The organism is Micromonospora sp. CNZ285, assembly GCF_004637285.1.
This window is the reverse complement of record NZ_SPQD01000001.1, coordinates 6,300,566-6,320,072: the sequence shown is the minus strand read 5'-3', so window position 1 is coordinate 6,320,072 and position 19,507 is coordinate 6,300,566. Positions and strand designations below refer to the sequence as shown.

General features: G+C 73.2%; 23 protein-coding genes and 1 pseudogene. 5 read left to right on the top strand and 19 right to left on the bottom strand.

The window, feature by feature from the left end; all coding sequences use genetic code 11:
- Nucleotides 1-53: 53 nt before the first annotated feature.
- The 8 genes from CLT75_RS29315 to CLT75_RS29280 form a co-directional block, all read right to left on the bottom strand.
- Nucleotides 54-1,385, bottom strand: coding sequence for an NAD(P)/FAD-dependent oxidoreductase (locus CLT75_RS29315; protein ID WP_013284111.1), 1,332 nt, complete (start codon nucleotides 1,383-1,385; stop codon nucleotides 54-56).
- Between the two features lie 103 nt (nucleotides 1,386-1,488).
- Nucleotides 1,489-2,049, bottom strand: coding sequence for a hypothetical protein (locus CLT75_RS29310; protein ID WP_135243368.1), 561 nt, complete (start codon nucleotides 2,047-2,049; stop codon nucleotides 1,489-1,491).
- Nucleotides 2,050-2,074: 25 nt separating this feature from the next.
- On the bottom strand, nucleotides 2,075-3,436 hold the full coding sequence (locus CLT75_RS29305; RefSeq protein ID WP_135243367.1) for a DUF58 domain-containing protein: 1,362 nt from the start codon (nucleotides 3,434-3,436) through the stop codon (nucleotides 2,075-2,077).
- Nucleotides 3,436-4,434: an AAA family ATPase gene (locus CLT75_RS29300; protein WP_013284108.1), complete on the bottom strand. Its 999-nt coding sequence runs from the start codon at nucleotides 4,432-4,434 to the stop codon at nucleotides 3,436-3,438. The genes CLT75_RS29305 and CLT75_RS29300 overlap by 1 nt, the downstream gene beginning before the upstream one ends.
- Complete coding sequence (locus CLT75_RS29295; RefSeq protein ID WP_135243366.1) at nucleotides 4,434-5,018, bottom strand: hypothetical protein; 585 nt, start codon at nucleotides 5,016-5,018, stop codon at nucleotides 4,434-4,436. The genes CLT75_RS29300 and CLT75_RS29295 overlap by 1 nt, the downstream gene beginning before the upstream one ends.
- A complete protein-coding gene (locus CLT75_RS29290; protein ID WP_135243365.1) occupies nucleotides 5,015-5,746 on the bottom strand; it encodes a DUF4129 domain-containing protein in 732 nt (243 codons plus the stop codon). Before CLT75_RS29290 ends, CLT75_RS29295 begins: the two co-directional genes overlap by 4 nt.
- 20 nt (nucleotides 5,747-5,766) lie before the next feature.
- Nucleotides 5,767-6,480 carry a uracil-DNA glycosylase gene (locus CLT75_RS29285; protein WP_013284105.1) on the bottom strand — a complete coding sequence of 238 codons (714 nt, stop codon included), beginning with the start codon at nucleotides 6,478-6,480 and terminating at the stop codon, nucleotides 5,767-5,769.
- Nucleotides 6,481-6,499: 19 nt separating this feature from the next.
- Nucleotides 6,500-7,186 (bottom strand): dienelactone hydrolase family protein, encoded by a 687-nt coding sequence (locus tag CLT75_RS29280; RefSeq protein ID WP_135243364.1) that lies wholly within the window; start codon nucleotides 7,184-7,186, stop codon nucleotides 6,500-6,502.
- A 177-nt stretch (nucleotides 7,187-7,363) separates the two neighbouring features.
- Between CLT75_RS29280 and CLT75_RS33525 the strand changes: the two are divergent.
- Both CLT75_RS33525 and CLT75_RS29270 read left to right on the top strand, forming a co-directional pair.
- A pseudogene (locus tag CLT75_RS33525) lies at nucleotides 7,364-7,501 on the top strand (type II toxin-antitoxin system RelE/ParE family toxin); the annotation flags it as partial.
- 21 nt (nucleotides 7,502-7,522) lie between these two features.
- The gene (locus CLT75_RS29270) at nucleotides 7,523-7,840 is read left to right on the top strand and encodes a helix-turn-helix domain-containing protein (RefSeq protein ID WP_135244180.1); all 318 of its coding nucleotides are present in this window, start codon (nucleotides 7,523-7,525) and stop codon (nucleotides 7,838-7,840) included.
- Nucleotides 7,841-7,922: 82 nt separating this feature from the next.
- Here CLT75_RS29270 and CLT75_RS29265 read toward each other — a convergent pair whose 3' ends face one another.
- Genes CLT75_RS29265 through CLT75_RS29255 form a run of 3 tightly spaced genes read right to left on the bottom strand, consistent with a single transcriptional unit; the run spans nucleotide 7,923 to nucleotide 9,544 of the window.
- The gene (locus CLT75_RS29265) at nucleotides 7,923-8,888 is read right to left on the bottom strand and encodes an HAAS signaling domain-containing protein (protein WP_135243363.1); all 966 of its coding nucleotides are present in this window, start codon (nucleotides 8,886-8,888) and stop codon (nucleotides 7,923-7,925) included.
- A complete protein-coding gene (locus CLT75_RS29260) occupies nucleotides 8,885-9,217 on the bottom strand; it encodes a PadR family transcriptional regulator (protein WP_030271259.1) in 333 nt (110 codons plus the stop codon). Before CLT75_RS29260 ends, CLT75_RS29265 begins: the two co-directional genes overlap by 4 nt.
- 48 nt (nucleotides 9,218-9,265) lie before the next feature.
- On the bottom strand, nucleotides 9,266-9,544 hold the full coding sequence (locus tag CLT75_RS29255; protein WP_135243362.1) for a hypothetical protein: 279 nt from the start codon (nucleotides 9,542-9,544) through the stop codon (nucleotides 9,266-9,268).
- Between the two features lie 88 nt (nucleotides 9,545-9,632).
- On the opposite strand from CLT75_RS29255, the gene CLT75_RS29250 reads away from it, so the two are divergent.
- Nucleotides 9,633-9,821: a hypothetical protein gene (locus CLT75_RS29250; protein WP_198937417.1), complete on the top strand. Its 189-nt coding sequence runs from the start codon at nucleotides 9,633-9,635 to the stop codon at nucleotides 9,819-9,821.
- A 100-nt stretch (nucleotides 9,822-9,921) separates the two neighbouring features.
- On the opposite strand, the gene CLT75_RS29245 is transcribed toward CLT75_RS29250, so the two are convergent.
- The 5 genes from CLT75_RS29245 to eno form a co-directional block, all read right to left on the bottom strand.
- The gene (locus CLT75_RS29245) at nucleotides 9,922-10,854 is read right to left on the bottom strand and encodes a Ppx/GppA phosphatase family protein (protein WP_135244179.1); all 933 of its coding nucleotides are present in this window, start codon (nucleotides 10,852-10,854) and stop codon (nucleotides 9,922-9,924) included.
- A gap of 42 nt (nucleotides 10,855-10,896) precedes the next feature.
- Entirely contained in the window at nucleotides 10,897-11,406 is a 510-nt protein-coding gene (locus CLT75_RS29240) for an amino-acid N-acetyltransferase (RefSeq protein ID WP_135243361.1), read from the bottom strand.
- A 1-nt stretch (nucleotide 11,407) separates the two neighbouring features.
- Nucleotides 11,408-11,965, bottom strand: a complete 558-nt coding sequence (locus CLT75_RS29235) for a DUF501 domain-containing protein (protein ID WP_135243360.1) — start codon at nucleotides 11,963-11,965, stop codon at nucleotides 11,408-11,410.
- 82 nt (nucleotides 11,966-12,047) lie between these two features.
- Nucleotides 12,048-12,683, bottom strand: a complete 636-nt coding sequence (locus CLT75_RS29230) for a septum formation initiator family protein (RefSeq protein ID WP_135243359.1) — start codon at nucleotides 12,681-12,683, stop codon at nucleotides 12,048-12,050.
- A gap of 28 nt (nucleotides 12,684-12,711) precedes the next feature.
- A complete protein-coding gene (gene eno, locus CLT75_RS29225) occupies nucleotides 12,712-13,995 on the bottom strand; it encodes a phosphopyruvate hydratase (protein ID WP_013284093.1) in 1,284 nt (427 codons plus the stop codon).
- 212 nt (nucleotides 13,996-14,207) lie between these two features.
- On the opposite strand from eno, the gene CLT75_RS29220 reads away from it, so the two are divergent.
- The gene (locus tag CLT75_RS29220; protein ID WP_135243358.1) at nucleotides 14,208-14,900 is read left to right on the top strand and encodes a hypothetical protein; all 693 of its coding nucleotides are present in this window, start codon (nucleotides 14,208-14,210) and stop codon (nucleotides 14,898-14,900) included.
- Nucleotides 14,901-14,977: 77 nt separating this feature from the next.
- Nucleotides 14,978-15,781: an NAD(+) diphosphatase gene (locus tag CLT75_RS29215; RefSeq protein WP_486485295.1), complete on the top strand. Its 804-nt coding sequence runs from the start codon at nucleotides 14,978-14,980 to the stop codon at nucleotides 15,779-15,781.
- Nucleotides 15,782-15,830: 49 nt separating this feature from the next.
- Here the strand turns inward: CLT75_RS29215 and CLT75_RS29210 are convergent, their stop codons facing one another.
- The 3 genes from CLT75_RS29210 to CLT75_RS29200 all read right to left on the bottom strand — a co-directional run bounded on the left by CLT75_RS29210 (nucleotide 15,831) and on the right by CLT75_RS29200 (nucleotide 19,474).
- Nucleotides 15,831-17,450, bottom strand: coding sequence for a DUF885 domain-containing protein (locus tag CLT75_RS29210; protein ID WP_135243357.1), 1,620 nt, complete (start codon nucleotides 17,448-17,450; stop codon nucleotides 15,831-15,833).
- Nucleotides 17,451-17,726: 276 nt separating this feature from the next.
- Nucleotides 17,727-18,707, bottom strand: a complete 981-nt coding sequence (locus CLT75_RS29205; protein ID WP_135243356.1) for a nucleoside triphosphate pyrophosphohydrolase — start codon at nucleotides 18,705-18,707, stop codon at nucleotides 17,727-17,729.
- Entirely contained in the window at nucleotides 18,704-19,474 is a 771-nt protein-coding gene (locus CLT75_RS29200) for a hypothetical protein (RefSeq protein ID WP_135243355.1), read from the bottom strand. Before CLT75_RS29200 ends, CLT75_RS29205 begins: the two co-directional genes overlap by 4 nt.
- Between the last annotated feature and the right edge of the window lie 33 nt (nucleotides 19,475-19,507).

Sequence of the window (19,507 nt, the reverse complement as noted above, 5' to 3'; positions counted from 1 at the left end):
CGGACACGGCGAAGGGCCCCTCCGGTACGGGAAGGGCCCTTACGCGAAACGCGTCAGACGCGCGCGGCGACCGGCGGGGCGGACGCCTCGGCGAACTCCTCGCGCGGGTCGTGCAGCTGGCCCAGCGCGACCACCTCACGCTTGAGGAAGAACGCCAGCGTCCAGTCGACCACCACGCGCACCTTGCGGTTGAACGAGGGGATCCGCGACATGTGGTACGTCCGGTGCATGAACCACGCCGGCCAGCCGGTCATCTTGATGCCGTAGACCTGCGCCACGCCCTTGTGCAGGCCGAGGCTCGCCACGCTGCCGGCGTGCTTGTGCTTGTAGTCGACCGGCTCGCGCCCGCGGATCACGTTCGCGATGTTGTCGGCCATCCGCGCCGCCTGCCGCACCGCGTGCTGGGCACTCGGGGAGCAGAAGTTACCCGGCTCCTTGGTCAGGTCCGGTACGGCGGCGCAGTCGCCGGCGCTCCACGCGCCCTCGACCACCCGGTCGCCGTCCACGATCTGCAGCGTCGGCCGGCAGGTGACCCGGCGGCGCTCGTCACGCGGGAAGTCGGTCGCGTCCAGCATCGGCGACGGCTTGACGCCGGCGGTCCAGACGATCGTGTCGGACGGGAAGCTGTCGCCGTCGGAGAGCTTCACCACACCGTCGACGCAGGACTCCAGCCGGGTGTCCAGGCGGATGTCCATGTCCCGCTTCATCAGCTGCTGCACCGTGTAGGCGCCCATGTCCCGGTCGACCTCGGGCAGCACCCGCTGGGTGGCCTCGACGAGCACCCAGCGCATGTCCTCCGGCTTCAGCTCCGGGTAGTAGCGCAGCGCGTCCCGGGCCATGTCCTCCATCTCGGCGAGCGCCTCGATTCCGGCGTAGCCGCCGCCCACGAAGACGAACGTCAGCGCACGGCTGCGGACCGCCGGGTCGGTGGTGGAGGCCGCCACGTCGAGCCGGTCCAGCACGTGGTTGCGCAGGAAGATGGCCTCGCCGATGGTCTTGAACCCGATGCCGTTCTCGTGCAGGCCGGGGATCGGCAGGGTGCGGGAGACCGAGCCGGGGGCGACGACCACGTGGTCGTACTGGATCTCCCGGGCCGGGCCGCTGATCGGCTGCACCACGGCGGTCATGCGGTCGTGGTCGATCCGGGTGACGGTGCCCGCCACCACGGTGCACTTACGCAACTCCCGCCGCAGCGGCACCACGGCGTGCCGAGGGGAGATGTTGCCCGCCGATGCCTCCGGGAGGAACGGCTGGTACGTCATGTGCGGCTGCGGGTCGACGACGATGACCTCCGCCTCACGCCTGCTCAGCTTCTTGGACAGGCGCAGAGCGGCGTACAGGCCCACGTGACCGGCACCCACGACAAGGATCCGCTTCGGGTTCACGTCATCTATCTTTCCCCGGGTGCTTCGGGTAATCCCGCGCGAGACCCCCTTCTGTGACGGAGCACAACCGGTGTGACCTGCGCAACGTCCCTGGAACGGCGGGTCACCTGCGCCGGAGCAGCCAGCCCAGCAAGCCGCTCAGCCCCACCGCCACCAGCAGTCCCGCCACTGTCGCGGCCTGGGAGCCGTCGGTGCCGCCCACTCCCCCGAGCCACGCCAGCACCACGCCGAGCACGGCGCTGGCGAGCACCACGCCGCCCGCCCGGCCCAGCCACCGCAGCACCACGTCCGGATCGATCAGACCGTCGTAGGGCAGCAGCGCGGCCAGCGCGCACAGCGAGTGCGCCAGGTAGAGCAGCGTCGCCACGGCGAGCAGCCGCCACAGCGCCGGCGGCCGGTCGAAGCCGAGCGTGGCCAGCAGCCACCCGCCGACTGTCACCAGCGCGGTGAACGTCGGCCAGATCCGGCGCGGCCCGGCCGCCGGGAGCACCGCGGCCACCGTCATGGCCAGCAGCGAGCGCGGGGTGAGGGCCTGCGCCGGGTACGCGAGCAGGAAGCCGGCCAGCACGGTGAGGAAGATGCCGCCGCGTACGAGCAGCGGCAGCGGGCTGACCCGGGCAGCCGCATACCGCAGGGCCCGCCACCGCTCCACCACCGCGTTCACCGGCCCGCCCTTCCGTTCCTCGCGCTCACCGCAGCCCCGCCTTCGGGGCGGTCGCCAGCCGGGCCACGTCGCGCAGCACCTCGTCCAGGCTGCCCGCGCCCGCCCAGCGCACCACCGGCACGCCGTGCTCGCGGAGCTGGCCGATCATCGTGTCCCGGTCCAGCCGCCACAGCCGGTACGCCACCTCGGCCCAGCCGCGTTCCTTCGGCACCGGCAGCTCGGCCGGCAGCGTGTCCACCGCCACCACGAACCGCCCGCCCCGGGCCAGCCGGGCCAGCATCTGCGCGGACCGCTCGTCGAGCAGCGGGGTGAGCACCACCACGAGCGCGTCCGAGGAGAGCACCTGCGGGCCGAAGACCTGGTCGTACGGCTCGTGCGGGGACGTCGTGGCCTGCACGTCGAGCAGCCATTCCAGCACTGTGAGGTACTGCCGCCGCCCGGTGGCCGGACGCAGCCGGCGGGCGGCCGGGCCGTACTCCAGCATCGACACCCGGTCACCGCGGTGCAGGTAGTGCTCGGCGATCGCGGCGGCGGCCCGCACGGTGGTGTCCAGCACCGAAGCGGTGCCGTTCACGCCACCGGAGCGGCCTGCCTCGGCCAGCACGTCCAGCAGCACCACCACCTCGGCGTCCCGGTCCGAGAGCGTGGCGGCGACGTGCAGTTGGCGGGCCCGCAGCGAGACCCGCCAGTCGATCCGGCGCAGCCGGTCGCCGGGTGCGAACACGCGTACCCCGGCCAGTTCGCCGCCCTCGCCCGGCCGCCGCGACCGGTGCGCGCCGACCAGCCCGGCGGCCCGGGGCATCGCCTCGACCGCGTCGAACGGCTCGGTACGCGGATAGACCCGGGCCCGGATCGGGTCGGTGATCACCGCGCGGGAGACCAGCAGCCCGTCGGCGGCGGCGACCCGCACCCCGGCCGGGCCGATCGGGTGCCGCCCCCATCGCAGGGCGGTGCCGGTCAGTTCCAGGTCGACGGCGCTGCCCCGCGGTACGGAGGTGACGAACGGGCGGTCCGCCCCGCCGGAGCGGCTCACGTCCAGCCCGGTGCCGCCGAAGCCGACCTGCTCCACCCGCAGCCAGCGCGACATCCGGGTCCGGACCACAGCCAGGTCGTACCCGATCAGGTCGGGGTTGGCCACGGCGACGGTGGCGGCCAGCGGCGCGCCCTCGACCAGGTGGGTGTCCCCCACGCCCAGTTCCAGCTCGGGCAGGCCGGCGGGGCGACGGCGCAGCGCGTACGCGGTCCCGAGCGCGAACGGCGTGGCGAGCACCACCAGGTCGATGCGGCCGAGCAGGACGGCGGCCACGAGCAGCACGCCGGTGAGCAGCACGGCCCGGCCGAGTGCCCAGGTGGGCGCCCAGCCGCTCGCCGCGTCGGCCCGGTCCATCAGCGTCCGGCGGCGTAGCTGGGCAGCGCGCCGCTGGCCGGGGCGGGCGTCGACTCCAGCACCTCGCCGACCACGAACGACGGGTCGACGCGACGCAGCCACATCTCCGGCCGCAGCGTGATCCGGTGCGCCAGCGCGGGCGCCGCCACCGCCTTGACGTCCTCCGGCACCACGTAGTCCCGGTTGGCGAGCACCGCCCGGACCCGGGACAGCAGCAGCAGCGCCAGCGAGCCGCGCGGGGACGCGCCGACGAGCACCGACGGGTGCTCCCGGGTCGCGGCGGTCAGCGCCACGATGTAGCGGCCGATCGAGTCCTCGACCACCACGTCCTCCAGCGCGGCCTGCATGGCGCGCAGCGTGGCGGCGTCCACCACCGGCTTGATCTCCGCCTCCTCGCGGCGGCGGGCGATCCGGCGGCGCAGCACGTCCCACTCCTCGTCGTGGGTGGGGTAGCCGAACGAGACCCGCAGCAGGAACCGGTCGAGCTGCGCCTCCGGCAGCGGGTACGTGCCCTCGTACTCGATGGGGTTGGCGGTGGCGAGCACGTGGAACGGCTCGTCCAGGCGGTAGGTCACGCCCTCCACCGAGACCTGCTTCTCCTGCATCGCCTCCAGCAGCGCCGACTGCGTCTTCGGCGGCGTGCGGTTGATCTCGTCGGCGAGCAGCAGGTTGGTGAACACCGGCCCGGCCCGGAAGGCGAAGTCGCCGCTGCTCTGGTCGTAGAGGAACGAGCCGGTCACGTCGGCGGGCAGCAGGTCCGGGGTGAACTGGAGCCGCCGGAAGTCCAGCCCGAGCGCCTGCGCGAAACAGCGCGCGGTGAGCGTCTTGCCCAGGCCGGGCAGATCCTCCAGCAGCACGTGACCACCGGCGAGGATGCCGGCCAGCACCAGCTCCAGCGCGTCCCGCTTGCCGACCACGACGGTGCCGACCGCCTCCAGGACGGCCCGGGCGAGCCGGCCCACCTCGGCGGGGGCCATGCTCCGGTCCACGTCGTTCATCAGATCTTCTCCAGTTGGGCGACGATCGCCGCGAGGTCGCGCGGCGACGGGGGGCGGCGGACGGGGGTGGCGAGGAACGTCCACAGTGGCTCGCCGAGCACCGTCCGGGCGCGGGCCGGGTCGGACTCTCGGGTGACGCCGTGGCGCTGGCGCAGCCGTTCGTCGGCCATCTCGCCGAGGCGGGGCAGGATGCGCTCGTTGAACCGCCCCTGGTCGCCACCGCACCAGTCCAGCGGGCGCTCCCAGCCGTTGATGGCGGCACGCAGCGCGTCCCGGGCGGACCAGTTCCAGGTGCCGGGCTCCTCGCCGGCGGGCGCGCGGGCGCCCGCGCGGGGCGGCGGCGGGGGTGAGAGCGCGGTGGTGACGCGGCGTACGGCGAGCACGGCGAGCACCCCGGCCACAATGATCCAGATCGGTACCTTCAGGCCGACCGCGCGCAGCCCGACCACGACCACGACCACGACGGCTGCGGTGACCGCGGCGCTCCGCACCAGCAGGCGCGCCCGCCCGCCGCCCGAGGGCCGCACGTCCTCCCCGGCGGGCTCCTCGCCGAACGACAGCAGGTCGTCGATGCTGGTGCTCACGACGCCTCACCCGCCAGAGTGGTCAGCTCGCCGCGCAGCCGGCGCAGCGCGGCGCGGGCCTGGTCCCGGGTGTGCTCGTCGACCGGGTGCGTAGCGTAGCGGGCCTCCCGGTAGACGTGCGCGAAACCGTCGAGCACGTCGGCGCTGGCGATCGCCGGGATCCCGGCCGCCGCGTCGCCGCGCAGCAGCCGGCCGACCAGGTCGGTCGGGGTGTCACCGGTGTGCCGGGGCACACCCGCGTCCTCGGCGGCCTCCTCCAGGCGTACCCAGCAGGCGATCACAGCGGTCCGCGGGTCGGTGGAACGGTCGTCCAGTTCGACGAGTCCGGCGTCGAGCGCGGCCACCACCTCGCGGGCGGTCCCCTCCGCGGTACGCCTGGTGCGCCGCACCGGCACCGCGCGAGTAGTGCGCCGCAACGCGCCCCGGAGCACATTCCACAGGACGTACCCGACGGCGCCCAGCACCACCGCGGACAGCAACACCACGGCGGCGGTGGCCAGCCAGCCCGGGACACCGCCCGAGGTGGACTCACCCACGTCCCGGGGCTCGACGGGGATCGACGGGACTGCCTCCGGCGACGGGTAGTCCGGCACGTACGGGATGGTGTCGGCGGCGGGCGGGATCCGGCTGGCCCCGATGGCGGAGTGACCGGCGGCGAACGCGGCGAGCGCGAGCAGCACCGTCACCGCGGCGACCGGCCACCACCTGCGCAGTACGCCGAAATCCATCCCACCGCCCCAGGTGCTCCTCAGTCCACCCCGGCCAGGTCCTTCGCCCGGGTGAACACGTCGTCCAGCATCGCCGGTGTGAGCCGGCCGGTGAACGTGTTCTGCTGGCTGACGTGATAGCAGCCCAGCAACGCCGGCACCGACTCGCCGGACCAGTGTGCCCCATGACCGAACACCGGTCGCGGAGTGGGCGGCCGCTGCCCGTACACCTGGCGTAGCACCGGCCACCACGCGGCCCACGCGAACGCGCCGAGCGCGACCACGACGCGCAGCGTGGGCCGGATCAACTCGACCTCGCGGTGCAGCCACGGCGCGCAGGTGTCCCGCTCGTCCGGGGTGGGTTTGTTGTCCGGCGGCGCGCACCGCACGGCGGCGAAGATGCGGGTGTCGCGCAGCGTCAGGCCGTCGTCCGCGGACACGCTCGTCGGCTGGTTGGCCAGCCCGGCGCGGTGCAGCGCGGCGAACAGCACGTCACCGGACCGGTCCCCGGTGAAGATCCGGCCGGTGCGGTTGCCGCCGTGCGCCGCCGGCGCCAGGCCGAGGATCGCGATCCTGGCGTCCGCCGGCCCGAGGCCGGGCACCGGCCGTCCCCAGTAGTCCTGGTCGCGGAAGGCCGCCCGCTTGACCCGGGCGACCTCCTCCCGCCACGCCACCAGGCGCGGGCAGGCGAAGCAGTCGCTGACCGCGCCGTCGAGGTCGGCCAGGTCGGCCGCCCGCGCGGCGCGGGCGACCACGTCCTGCGGGGTACGCGACTCAGCCAAGCTTCGCCCGGAACAGTTCCAGCGTGCGGGCCCAGGCGGTGGCCGCCGCCCGCTGGTCGAAGTGCTCGGGCCGGTCCTCGTTGAAGAAGGCGTGCGCGGTGCCCGGGTAGTCGAACGTCTGGCAGGTGCCACCGGCGGACTCGATGGACCGGCGTACGCTCTGCACCCCGTCGGCGGCGGACAGGCCGTCCGCCTCGGAGCAGTGGATGAGCGCTGCCTTCCCGGCGTAGTCGGCCCAGTCGGTGGCCATGCCCTCCCAGGGCAGGCGCGGGTAGAACCCGGCGGTGGCCACGATGCGCTCGGAGAACGTGGCGGACCACAGCGCCAGGCTGGCGCCCGCGCAGAACCCGGCGCAGCCCACCTTGCCGGCGACCTCGGACCGGCTCGCCAGGTATTCGGCGGCGGCGGCGATGTCGCTGGCCGCCTCGTCCATCTGGGAGCTGTTCAGCATCAGCCGCGGCTCGGTCGGCTTCACGGCCGGTCCGCCGTGCCGGAAGTCGGGTGCGAGGGCGACGAAGCCGGCCTCGGCGAAGCGGTCGACCACGGCCCGGACGTGGGGCACCAGTCCCCACCAGTCCTGGATGACGATGACCGCCGGGCTGGCCGCACCGCCGGAGGGTATCGCGAGATACCCCTCGCTCGTCCCTCCGTTGCCGGTGAAGCTCACCATCTCGCCCATGGGCCCGTCCTCCTAGCGGTCAGTCATCATTGGCTGGTCGCCCAGTTGGCTGATACGTGCCGGTAGCGTGCCATGCGGTCACCGGCCCGGGGAAGACGGAACAACAGTGGCATTCACCTCCTGTTGAACCGCCGGACAGGTACACCCGCCGGGTATAGCGATTGCTATACTAGCCCCGTGGTGGCTGGAGACTGGGACGTCTACCTGGTCGACGAGGTGCGGCAGTGACTCGACACTCCCGACGCGTCCACCCATGCGCGGGTGGTGCAGGCGATCGACCTCCTGGCCGAGCACAGACCAGGACTCGGACGGCCGGGCACGAGAGGAGGGAAAGGCATGAGCGACTACTCCCGGTGGCAGGACATCCGCGCCGACCACGTCGCCCGGGCCGGCGGGGAAGAGGCGGTCGATGCGGGTAAGCAGGAACTCCTCGCCGAGGTCGTCGGCCATCGCCTCGCGGAGGTACGGCGAGCCCGCGGATTGACCCAGCAGCAGGTCGCCGACCGGATGGGCGTCACCAAGGGACGGGTCTCCCAGATCGAGCAGGGAAAGATCTCCGGCCAGGAGGTGGTGGCCCGATTCGCCGCAGCGCTGGGTGGCCGGCTCCACCAGGCGATCTACTTCGACGACGGTGACATCGCCGCCATCGCCTGACAGCGGATCCCGCGAGATCTTGGAGGATTCCGGCCCCTATGGGGGCCGTTTCGTACCAAGATCTCGCGGGATCGCGCGCGCTCTAGCGCGTTGACGTGGGTTCCGGGGAAGCGCTGGTGCTGGGCGCGGTCGAGGTGGGCGCGGTCGGGGTGGCGCTGCCTGTGGGTGCGGGTGCGGGCGGGGCGATCGACGGGGAGGCCGGTGCGCCGAACGGTGCCAGCTCCGGGCAGTACGGGTAGGCGTTGCGGGGTGCGGGCACGGCGCCGGACGAGTCGAGGCAGTTCGGCCAGCCGAGCCGGATCGGCACGCCGTTCTGGTCGAACAGCTGCGCGTCGCGGATCAGCCGCCCCTGCTGGTCGTAGACGAAAACGTCCTCGATCCGGTCGTACCGCCGGTCCACAGACGTCTGCTCGTAGCCGCTGTAGACGTCGGAACTGGCGTTCCGGTCCACATCGACGAGCACCGCGAAGCCGAAGAGCAGCAGCCCGGCCGTACCCAGCCGGTGCAGGCGGCGCGGCCAGCCGGTGAAGCCCGCGGAACGGCGGCCGAGCCACAGTGACGCGACCACCGCGCCGATGAGCAGCAGCAGGCCGGCAGAGGCGTTGTCGTTCGGCCGGGGCAGCAGACCGGGCCGGCCACCGTCCACCATCACGCTGATCAGCAGGGCGGCCAGCCAGCCGCGGAGCAGCCACCAGGCCGGGCGCAGCGGACGCAGGAAGTCGCTGACCGTCTCGTGCCCGAGCACCGGGCCGAGCTGACGATCCAGCAGGCGGATCTGCGTGGCCGCCTGCTCCCGCGCCTCGGCCAGCCGGTGGAAGCGCGCCGGTCGCCGCCCCTCCCCGGCGCCGGCGGCGGCACGCAGCTCGGCCGCGTACGCCTCGGGGGTGCCCAGCCGGTCCACGAGCGCGCCATCGCCCTCGGCGGCCACTTCGGCGAGGTGTTCCGGCAGGTCCTCGGTCAGCTCGTCGCGGACGCCGGGCGGCAGGTCGGCGAGCGCCGCGCGTACCCGGTCGACGTAGTCCGTGATCTCCTGCCCAGTGACGGTCATGCCGCCATCCCCCGATCGTCGAGCAGTGCGTCCATGGTGGTGGCGAACGAGCGCCAGGTCTTGCCGGAGCGGGTGAGCTGGTCACGCCCGGCGGCGTTGAGCGAGTAGTACTTGCGGTGCGGCCCGGACTCGCTCGGCACCACGTACGTGGTGAGCAGGCCCGCCGCGAACAGCCGGCGCAGGGTGCCGTAGACCGAGGCGTCGCCGACCTCGGTGAGGCCGGCCTCGCGCAGGCGCCGCAGGATGTCGTAGCCGTATCCGTCCTCGTCCTTGAGCACGGCAAGCACCGCCAGGTCGAGCACGCCCTTGAGGAGCTGCGTGGTATCCACGCTCCGTACACTAGTGCGCAATCCACACTACCGTCAATCACACAGCACCTACAGGCGGGCGGTCCACCCGATGAAACGCTCGAACAGGTCGGCCGGATTCGGGTTGGCGCGCAGCAGGTCGGCGGTGGCATCGAACAGGCAGCCCGCCATGTGGATCGACAGGGCGGCGCGGTCACGCCGGTAGTCGAGGAGCAGCAACAACCGCGCCGGCTGGCACGGCCAGGGGGCCGCGCACGCCCGGCACAACCACAGGGGCCGCATGGGTACGTGCGGCAGCACGGCCCGCCGGCCGCGCTCGGGTACGGGAGAACAGTTCCTCACGGTCATCCCCCGATCGTGTCGCCTCCTGTTGTCATCGTCAATAGTCTCCGTAGTTGTCGCTGTTCGGCGACGCCGACGCTGCCATCGTCAACGTGTGGAGCTGGTGGGCGTGTCGGAGATCCGGGCGATGCTCGGCAACGTGTCGCGTCAGCGCGCATCCGTGATCGCCAACCAACGCAACTTCCCGGAGCCGATCGCCGTGCTGGCGATGGGCAAGGTCTGGCGGAAGTCCGACGTCGAGAAGTGGATCAGGGAACACCGCCCCGACCTGACGACGGACTAACCCCGCCCATCTCGTTGACCAAGGACTTTGCGTACCCGGAGGCGTCCGGATCTGACACAAACTCCTTGATCACCGCCGAAGGGGCGGGCGAGAAGATGGGCTAGGCGAGGCTCCAGGCGATGCCGTCGAGGATGTCGTGCTCGGAGGCGACCACCGACGGCATCCCGGCCCGCTCCATGATCACTCGCAGCACCAGCGCGCCCGCGCCGATCACGTCGGCCCGCCCCGGGTGCATCACCGGGTACGCCAGCCGCTGCTCACTGCTCTTGCCGAGCAGGTCGGCGGTCACCTCGGCCACCTGCTCGTACGAGACCCGGGCGTGGTGGATGCGGCTCGGGTCGTACTCCCGGAGCCCTTGCGCCAGGGCGACCACAGTGGTGACCGAACCGGCGAGCCCGACCAGCGTGGCGGCCTCGCGGCCGGGCACGGCGGCGAGCGCGCGGTCGACGGCGGCGGCGATGTCGGCCTCGGCGGCGGCGATCTGCGCCGCTGTCGGCGGGTCGTCGTGCAGGTGGCGTTCGGTCATCCGGACGCAGCCGATGTCCACCGAGATCGCGCCGCGCACCCCGTCGGCGCGGGTGCCGACGACGAACTCGGTCGAGCCGCCGCCGATGTCGACCACCAGGTACGGCGGCTCGGCGTCGGCGGGCAGGCCGCGCACCGCGCCGGTGAACGACAGGCGCGCCTCTTCGTCGCCGGTCACCACCTCGGGCGGTACGCCGAGCGTGCGCCCGACCATGGTGCGGAAGTCGGCGGCGTTGGAGGCGTCGCGGGAGGCCGAGGTGGCGCACATGCGTACCCGCTCGACGCCGGACTTCTCGATCTCGGCCGCGTAGTCGGCGAGCGCCACGCGGGTCCGCTCGATCGCCTCCGGCGCGAGCATGCCGGTCTGGTCGACGCCCTGCCCCAGCCGCACGATCTCCATCCGCCGGCTGACGTCGCGCAGCGGCGCCGCCTCCTCCCCGGCCGACGCCTCGGGCAGGTCGGCGATCAGCAGTCGGATCGAGTTGGTCCCGCAGTCGATGGCGGCCACACGCGCACTCACGGCGCCCACCCTACGGCAGCCCGCGCAGGGTCAGAGGCGCAGCAGCATGCGGGTGTTGCCCAAGGTGTTGGGCTTGACCCGTTCCAGGTCCAGGAACTCGGCCACACCCTCGTCGTACGAGCGCAGGAGCTGCTCGTACACCGGCTGCGGCACGGGCGCGCCGTCGATCTCGCGGAAGCCGAACGAGCCGAAGAAGCCGGTCTCGAACGTGAGCACGAAGATCCGGGCGATGCCCAGCTCCCGCGCCGCGTCGATCAGCCCGCCGACGATCCGGTGCCCGATCTTGTGGCCCCGGCAGGACGGGTCGACCGCCACCGTCCGGATCTCGGCCAGGTCCTCCCACATGACGTGCAGCGCGCCGCAGCCGACCACAGTGCCGTCCGGCGTCACCGCGACCCGGAACTCCTGCACGTCCTCGTACAGCGTCACCGTCGCCTTGCTGAGCAGCCGCCGGTCGTCGGTGTAGGTGTCCACCAGCCGCCGGATGCCGCGCACGTCGGTGGTGCGGGCCCGGCGCACAGTGATCTCGTCGGCGCTCATCTCACTCCGCCGGCGGCACGTCCACGCAGGGGCCGGCCGCCCACCACTTCTCCACGAGCGCCAACGTCTCGTCGCCGAACGGGTTGACCCCCGGCCCGGCGGCGAGCGCGTGCCCGAGGTGCACGTGCAGGCACTTCACCCGCCCCGGCATGCCGCCGGCCGAGATGCCCGCGATCTCCGGCACCTCGCCGATCGCCTCCCGGCGGGTCAGGTAGTCCTCGTGCGCCGCCCGGTACCGCGCCGCCAGCTCCGGGTCCTCGGCGAGCCGCTCGGCCATCTCCTTCATCAGCCCGGCCGACTCCAGCCGGCTGCACGCCGCCGTGGCCCGCGGGCAGGTCAGGTAGAACAGCGTCGGGAACGGCGTGCCGTCGGCCAGCCGCGGCGTCGTCTCCACCACGTCGGGCAGGCCACAGGGACACCTGTGGGCCACCGCGCGGGTGCCGCGCGGCGGGCGTCCGAGCTGCGCGGCCACCGCGGCCAGGTCGGCCTCGGTGGCCGGCTGGCGTTCCGGCGGGGGTACGGAGTCCGCCGCCGGCTCCTGCGGTGGTACGACGCTCACTGCGCCGCCTTCGTTCGCGACTGCGGGGCTCGCAAACCCGGCTCACTCCTCGCGCTCACAGGAAGTGCCTTTCGTGTGGTGCTCACTTGTCCCCGCGGTCGGCGTTGGCCGCCTGCACGCTCGACCACAGGGTGTCGTACCAGGGTTCGGGCGGCTTCGGCGCCCCCGGCTTCGCGCCCTTGCCGGCGTCCTTCGCGGCGCCCTCCGGGTCGGAGAGCACCACGAGCAACGTCTCGCCCGGCTTGCCCATGAAGAACCGCTCCCGGGCCTGCGTCTTGACGTACTCCGGATCCTGCCACTTGGCCGCCTCGGCGGTGAGCCGCTCGATCTCGGCCCGCTGGGCGGCCTGCGCCGCCTCCATCCGCTCGATGTCGGCCTGCTGGTCCAGGTAGACCCGGACCGGATAGGTGTACGCCAGGGCGAGCGCGATCAGCACCGCGAACAGCACTGTGGCGCGCCCGGTGAAGCGCCGGGGTTGGGGTGCGGTGAGCCGCTTGACCGGGCCACCGGCGGCGGTACGCCGGGCCGCGGCGGGGCGGCTCGCGGAGCGTACGCCGTCTGTGGCACGGGACGCGCCGGGTGACCGGCCGGCGGCGCGCGCCTCCGCGCGGACGCCGTTGTCGCGGGCCGTGGACCGGACCCGGGCACCGCCCGTCCGGCCGGGCTGACCCGGCCGACGGGCGGGCCGCTGGCCACCCGGTGTGCGGCGCTGCTGCATCGTCACACCCCTCCCCCGGAGCGCTCGCTCAGGCCGAACGGTAGCGCGGGAACGCGCCGGCACCGGCGTACCGCGCCGCGTCGGCCAGCTCCTCCTCGATCCGCAGGAGCTGGTTGTACTTGGCGACCCGGTCCGAGCGGGCCGGCGCGCCGGTCTTGATCTGCCCGCAGCCGGTGGCGACGGCCAGGTCGGCGATGGTGGTGTCCTCGGTCTCGCCGGAACGGTGGCTCATCATGCACTTGAAGCCGGCCCGGTGGGCCAGGTCGACGGCGTCGAGCGTCTCGGTGAGCGAGCCGATCTGGTTGACCTTCACCAGCACCGCGTTGGCGGCCTGCTCGGCGATGCCCCGGGCGATGCGCTGCGGGTTGGTCACGAACAGGTCGTCGCCGACGATCTGGATGCGGTCGCCGAGCGCGGCGGTGAGCGTGGCCCAGCCGCTCCAGTCGTCCTCGGCCAGCGGGTCCTCGATCGACACGATCGGGTAGTCGCCGGCGAGCTTGGTGTAGTAGTTGCTCATCTCCTCGGCGCTCTTGGCGCTGCCCTCGAACGTGTAGGTGCCGTTGTCGAAGAACTCGGTGGCGGCCACGTCGAGCGCGAAGACGATGTCGGTGCCGAGCCGGTAGCCGGCCTTCTCCACGGCCTCGGCGATCAGGTCCAGCGCGGCGGCGTTGGTGGGCAGGTTCGGAGCGAAGCCGCCCTCGTCGCCCAGGCCGGTCGACAGGTCCTTCTTCTTCAGCACCGACTTCAGCGCGTGGTAGACCTCGGCGCCCGAGCGCAGCGCGTCCCGGAACGTCGGCGCGCCGATCGGCGCGATCATGAACTCCTGGATGTCGACGTTCGAGTCGGCGTGCGCGCCACCGTTGAGGATGTTCATCATCGGCACCGGGAGCAGGTGCGCGTTCGGGCCGCCCAGGTAGCGGAACAGGCTCAGCTCGGCGCTGCCGGCGGCGGCCTTCGCCACGGCCAGGGACACGCCGAGGATGGCGTTCGCGCCCAGCTCGCCCTTGTTGTCCGAGCCGTCGATGTCGATCATCTTCTGGTCGATCAGCCGCTGCTCGCTGGCCTCGTAGCCGATGAGCTGGTCGACGATGCGGTCCTCGATGTTGGCGACCGCCTTCTCGACACCCTTGCCCAGGTAGCGATCCTTGTCACCGTCGCGCAGCTCGACCGCCTCGAAGGCGCCGGTGGAGGCGCCGGACGGCACCGCGGCGCGGGCGATCGTGCCGTCGTCGAGCCCGACCTCGACCTCGACCGTCGGGTTGCCCCGCGAGTCCAGGATCTCCCGGGCGACGATTCCCTCGATGGTTGCCACTGAGTCGCTCCTCGTTTGTGTGGTTCCGGTCCGTATGGGCCGCGACGGTGCGGCTGAGGCAGGTGTTGAACGCAGCGTATCGGTCCCCGCCCTGCCGCACCCCGCTCGGGGCGGCCCCCGAGGCGCTTGCTGAGACGGACATTCCCGGATTACCGGTCGTCAACCGGCAACCGGTTTGCGAGACGTTGCGTCGATCGACAAGGCTGGGCATCATGCCTGCCGCCTCGACGACTCTCCGCGTGCTCGCCGCCTCGGTCATCGCGTCGCTCTCGGTCACCGGCTGTCAGGCCCTGGACGACGCGAACGTCGCGCTCGGTCGCGCCGACCTGGTCAACGACCTCGCCGCGCGGATGGACCGGGCGCTGGAGCAGACCTGGGCCGCCGACTACCAGATCGACGGCGGCCGGACCGCCTCGATCGCGCAGACCAAGAAGCCGCTGCGCTCCACGTACACCTGGCCCGGCGGCAAGATCACGGTGACCCAGGAGTCGGTGACCCGGTGTGCCAGCACCGCCGCCCGTACGTCCTGCACCGTCTCGCCGCCCGTGCTCACCGCCGGGAAGCCGTCGGTGATCGTCTACGACGAGGCACGCAAGCAGGGCCTGGTCACGCCGCCCGCGGTGATCCGGCTGCTCACCGACGCGGCGCTCGCGCCGGACGCGGTCATCGAGCAGAGCGACACCACGCTCGCCGGCCGCCACGCCACCTGCGTCGACGTCACCCACGACGGGGAACGCTTCAACGCCTGCGTGACGAACGAGGGCGTCCTCGGGAGCTTCTCCGGCACGCTCGACGGCAAGCCCGCCGAGGTGACGCTGAGCCGCTACACCGAAAGCGTCGAGGCGGCCGCGTTCGCCGTGCCGGACGGCGCCGGCGTGGTGGACCGCCGCCCGTCCACATCGTGACCCCGCCCGGCGGTTCCGCGTCCGATGCCGCGGCTCGGGCCGCCGGCGTTCGCTCGCCGCGCGCCGGGTTCCTGCCCGTGGCCGATCACGGGCGGCCGCCGGAGCCGGACGACCTGGCGCTGCCGGTGTCCGGGCGGAAGCTGCTGACCGGCCCGGACGAGCAGCCGCTGCGCATCGGCGGACTGCCCGGCGACCTCGCCTGGATCCCGGTCGGCACGCTCGACGGCGTCCCGGCGTGGGCGGCCGAGGTGACCGATCCGGAGTCGCTTCCCGGCCCGTGGCGCGGCTGGCGCGGCCTCGCCGCCGAGCTGCCCGCACCCCGCGCGGATCTCGCCGGGCGGGCGCTCGCCGTGGTCACCTGGCGGCGTACCCACAGGTGGTGCGGCGCGTGCCGGGCCGCGCTGGCCGACGTGCCGGGCGAGACCGCGCGGCGCTGCCCGGACTGCGGGCTCACCTCGTTCCTGCCCCTGTCCGTCGCGGTGCTGACCGCGATCACCCGCCCCGGACCGGCCGGCGGCGCCGACGAACTGCTGCTGGTCCGGCACGCGCAAGGGCCGACGCAGCTGTGGGCGCTCGTCGCCGGGTTCGTCGAGGCGGGCGAGTCGCTGGAGGCGGCGGTACACCGCGAGGTCGCCGAGGAGGTCGGCCTGACGCTGCGGCGACCGGTCTACGTGGACAGCCAGCCGTGGGCGCTGTCAGGGCCGGGCACGCTGCTCGCCGGTTTCACCGCCCAGGTGACCGACCCGGCCGCCGAACCGGTCGTCGACGGCATCGAGCTGACCGAGGCGCGCTGGTTCCGGGCGGACGCGCTGCCCGCCGAGCTGCCGCCCGCGTACTCCCTGTCGCGCTGGCTGATCGACGCGGTCGCCGCCGGGCGGTGACCGCAGGCCGGGTTGCCGTCCGGCGATGGGGACCGCCCGGCGGCGACCCTCACACGCCCAGCAGCGTGCGCAGGTGACGCGGCGGCGGGCAGTCGTGCGCCAGCATGGCGTCATGCCAGTCCCGCAGCGGCACCCCGTCCGGCCGGGCGGCGGCGATGCCGGCCATCTCGCTGTAGCCGACGAAGTACGTGGACAGCTGCGTCGAGGTGAGCAGCGCCCGCCGCCACTTGCCGGCCGCCTCGCCCTCCTCCTGGAAACCACGCCCGGTCATCAGCGCCATCGCCTCGGACTCGGGCAGGTCGTCGCAGTGCACGAGCTGGTCCAGCAGCGCGTTGATGGTCATCCGGAGCTGCATCTTGAGCTGCTGCAACCGCACCGGCAGGCCGCCGAAGCCGAGCCCGGCCATCAGCTCCTCCGCGTAGACCGCCCAGCCCTCGACGAACACACCCGACTCGGTGAGCGCGCGTACCCGGGTCGGGCCGTCGTACCGGCGGGCGTGGGCGAGCTGGAGGAAGTGACCGGGCATCGCCTCGTGCACGGTCAGGTTGCGGATCATGTGGTCGTTGTACTCGCGGTAGAACGACTCGACCCGCTGCGCCGGCCAGTCCGACGGGGTGGGCGAGATGCAGTAGAACGTCGGTACGTCGGCGGTCTCCAGCGGGCCCGGCGAGTCGCAGTAGGCCACCGCCACGCCGCGCGCGAACTCCGGCATCTCCTGGATCACGCACGGGTCGCCGACCATGCTGACCAGGTCGTGGTGGCGGACGAAGTCACTCGCCTCGTCGAGCGTGACCGAGGCGAGGTCGACGATCGTGGCGTCGTCCGGGTGCTCGGCGGCGAGCAGGTCCAGCGCCCGGCGTACCGTCTCGTCGTCGGCCGGACCACCGACCAGCTCGACCGACGCCGCGCGGATCTCCTCGGTGACCCGGTCGAGGTTGGCCCAGGCGCGGCGCTGCACCTCGGCGGCGCTCAGCTCGGTGTCGAGCGTGTGCCACAGCCGCGCCTCCCACCGCCGCCGGCCCAGCCGCGGGTCACGCCCCGGACCGGCGTCCGCGGCCAGGCCCTGCCGCAGCCAGGCCACGAACTCCTCCAGCGCGGCGATCGCCTCGGTGGCCGCCGGGCCGACCCGGTCGCGCATCGCCGGCGCCTCGGCCAGCAGGCCGGGCACCTCGTCGCGGATCAGCGCCGCCGTACCGGCGAACTGCCCGACCGCCGTCTCCGCGTGGACCCGCGGCATGTCCCGCAGCGTCGCGCGCGCCGTCGACAGCGCATCGGGTACGGCCGACAGACGCCCGACGAGACTGGTCAGGCGCTCCTCGGCCGGCGCGAAGGGACGGGCCAGCAGCGCGTGCAGCAGCGGCCCCGGATTGTGGCGCAGCGGATCCCACTCGTGGCCGCGGATCTCGGTGGCCTCGAACAGACCCCGGTCGACGAGGCTGGTGAGCAGCGCGTGGTCGACGCTCTCCACCGGGTCGAGCGCGTCCGGGTCGATCTCCGCGAGCGCGTCGGCCGCGTCCTTGAGCATCGCCTGATCGGCGGCGAGGGCGTCGGCGGAGAGATCGGGCAGCCGGTCGTCGTAGCGGTGGTCCCCGACGGAGGTGGCCAGCCCGGGCCGGCTCTCCAGCAACGCCTCCACGATCCGCTCCGCCAGCGGCACGAACGACTCCATCCCCCGACCCTACCGATCACCCCGCCCACTCTCCCGCCTCGCCGCCCGCCGCCTCCCCGCCCGCCCCGCCCTCCCGCCCGCTCTCGCGTTGATCAAGGAGTTTGTGTCCCCCTCAGCCCTCCATCGCCACACAAACTCGCCCGCCGAGAGGTGCTCGGCAGGCGAGGGCTGGCCGGACACCCGGCACCCGGCGATCTTGCAGTTGCTGCCCGGGCGAGTGGGGCATTTGCGACATCACACGGGCCGAAAGTGCAAGATCGCGGGGGAAGAGGGTGGTCAGGCGGGAGGGGTGCGTTCGGCGGCTCTGACTGCTTCGGCGTACGCCAAGGTGGCTCGCCGCAGGGCGGCCTCGGGGTCGATGCCGGCCTGCCGCGCGGCGGCGACTGTGGCCAGCAGGCTCGCGCCGAGCCGGCCCTCCGGGTCCACCTGCGACTCGGCCAGCGGGGGCGGTACGGCGAGGCCGACCCGCCCGGCCCGGTCCAGGATCTTCGCGGCCAGCGACAGCGCGGGCTGGCTCAGCGCGATCCCGTCCAGCACCGACTCACGGGTCTTCTCGGCCCGCTTGATCCGTTCCCAGTTCGCCTCGATCTCCTCGATCGAGCCGGCCGGCTCACCGGAGAACACGTGCGGGTTGCGCCGCACCATCTTGTCGACCAGGGTGCCCGCGACGTCGTCGACGGTCCAGCTCTTGCCCTCCGGCAGGTTCTCCGCCAGCCGGGCGTGCAGCAGCACCTGGAGCAGCACGTCGCCCAGTTCCTCGCGGAGCGCGTCGGTGTCGTCGGCGCTGATCGCGTCGTACGCCTCGTAGCACTCCTCCAGCAGGAAACCGGCAAGGCTGCGGTGGGTCTGCGCCCGCTTCCACGGATCACCGCCAGGGGAGGCCAGCCGGTCCATCACCTCGACCGCGTCGAGCAGCCGGGCTCCGGGCGGATCCCACGAGCCGTACATCAGCTCCAGCTCGGCCAGGCCGGGCTCGCGCGCCAGCCGCAGCCCCAGCTCACGGGCCAGCGTCTCGTCGCCGGCCGGGCCGGCCAGCCACACCGCTCCGCCGCGCGCGGCGGCGGCGTCGAGCAGCGCCTGCGTCGCACCCTCGGTCACCACGCTCACCTCGGCGCCGGCCGTCCGGACCGCCCGGGTCAGCTCGCTCTCCGCACCGGCGAGGACCGGCGCGGAGCGTACGGCGTCCCAGGCGGCCGAGGTCAGCAGGCCGGCGGGCAGCCGGGGCGAGGTGACGAGCAGGACGATCCGGGCGGTCATACGGCTCCGGGAGCCGGGGAGCCGGAGGCCGGCGCCTCGGGCGTGGAGATGTCGGTGACCGGGCCGTCCTTGTCGACGTACGGCAGGGAGTAGAAGACGAACGACTGGCCGGTGTTGACGAGCGACGGCACGCCGGTCACGCCGAACCGGGGGTTGACGCGGACGTCCGACTTGTCGGCCTGCTCCTGAAGCGCGCTGCTGAGCGCGGTGGCGGTGCGGACGAACCCGGCCTCGCCGAACGCCTGCCGGACCTGGTCGACGCTCAGGCCCGGCTGGATCGCCCCGGTCTTCTCGATGGCGTGGTAGACGGCCATCAGGGACTCGTCGCTGAGGTCGGCCGGGGGCAGGCTCTGCTGGAGCGTGCCGGAGAGGTCGACCCACTCGCCCCACAGCTTCGTGTACTCGGTGGTCGCCGGCATGCGGAGCGCCTGCTGGATCTGCTCCGGGGAGATCTGGTCGGTGACCTGGAGGCCCTTCTCGGCCGCCACGCGCTTGCCCAGGTCGATCGCGACAAGCAGGTTCAGCACGTCCTGCCGGGTCACCGAGGACCGCAGCTCCGCCGGTGACGGCGTCTGCGGCGCCTGGCTGCGGACGGCGTCCGCGTACTGCCGCTGCGCGTCCTCGTAGATCGCGTCGACCCGGTCGACGGAGTACCGGCTGTCGCCGACGTACGCGGCGACGTCCGGGGCGGAGCGGCCACAGGCGGCGAGAGAGAGCGCGGCGAGGGCCGCGACGCTGACGGCGACGAGGGAACGGCGAGCACGCATGTGGGTCACTCTCTCACGCCGAGTACGGACCTG

What these genes read in the sequence shown, in the direction of transcription:
- CLT75_RS29220 (WP_135243358.1), top strand. Translation starts at nt 14,208, where the DNA reads ATGCCTGCCGCCTCGACGACTCTCCGCGTGCTCGCCGCCTCGGTCATC.
- CLT75_RS29270 (WP_135244180.1), top strand. Translation starts at nt 7,523, where the DNA reads ATGAGCGACTACTCCCGGTGGCAGGACATCCGCGCCGACCACGTCGCC.
- CLT75_RS29290 (WP_135243365.1), bottom strand. Translation starts at nt 5,746, where the DNA reads ATGGATTTCGGCGTACTGCGCAGGTGGTGGCCGGTCGCCGCGGTGACG.
- CLT75_RS29265 (WP_135243363.1), bottom strand. Translation starts at nt 8,888, where the DNA reads ATGACCGTCACTGGGCAGGAGATCACGGACTACGTCGACCGGGTACGC.
- CLT75_RS29305 (WP_135243367.1), bottom strand. Translation starts at nt 3,436, where the DNA reads ATGGACCGGGCCGACGCGGCGAGCGGCTGGGCGCCCACCTGGGCACTC.
- CLT75_RS29205 (WP_135243356.1), bottom strand. Translation starts at nt 18,707, where the DNA reads ATGACCGCCCGGATCGTCCTGCTCGTCACCTCGCCCCGGCTGCCCGCC.
- CLT75_RS29210 (WP_135243357.1), bottom strand. Translation starts at nt 17,450, where the DNA reads ATGGAGTCGTTCGTGCCGCTGGCGGAGCGGATCGTGGAGGCGTTGCTG.
- CLT75_RS29255 (WP_135243362.1), bottom strand. Translation starts at nt 9,544, where the DNA reads ATGACCGTGAGGAACTGTTCTCCCGTACCCGAGCGCGGCCGGCGGGCC.
- CLT75_RS29280 (WP_135243364.1), bottom strand. Translation starts at nt 7,186, where the DNA reads ATGGGCGAGATGGTGAGCTTCACCGGCAACGGAGGGACGAGCGAGGGG.
- CLT75_RS29300 (WP_013284108.1), bottom strand. Translation starts at nt 4,434, where the DNA reads ATGAACGACGTGGACCGGAGCATGGCCCCCGCCGAGGTGGGCCGGCTC.
- CLT75_RS29240 (WP_135243361.1), bottom strand. Translation starts at nt 11,406, where the DNA reads ATGAGCGCCGACGAGATCACTGTGCGCCGGGCCCGCACCACCGACGTG.
- CLT75_RS29200 (WP_135243355.1), bottom strand. Translation starts at nt 19,474, where the DNA reads ATGCGTGCTCGCCGTTCCCTCGTCGCCGTCAGCGTCGCGGCCCTCGCC.
- CLT75_RS29230 (WP_135243359.1), bottom strand. Translation starts at nt 12,683, where the DNA reads ATGCAGCAGCGCCGCACACCGGGTGGCCAGCGGCCCGCCCGTCGGCCG.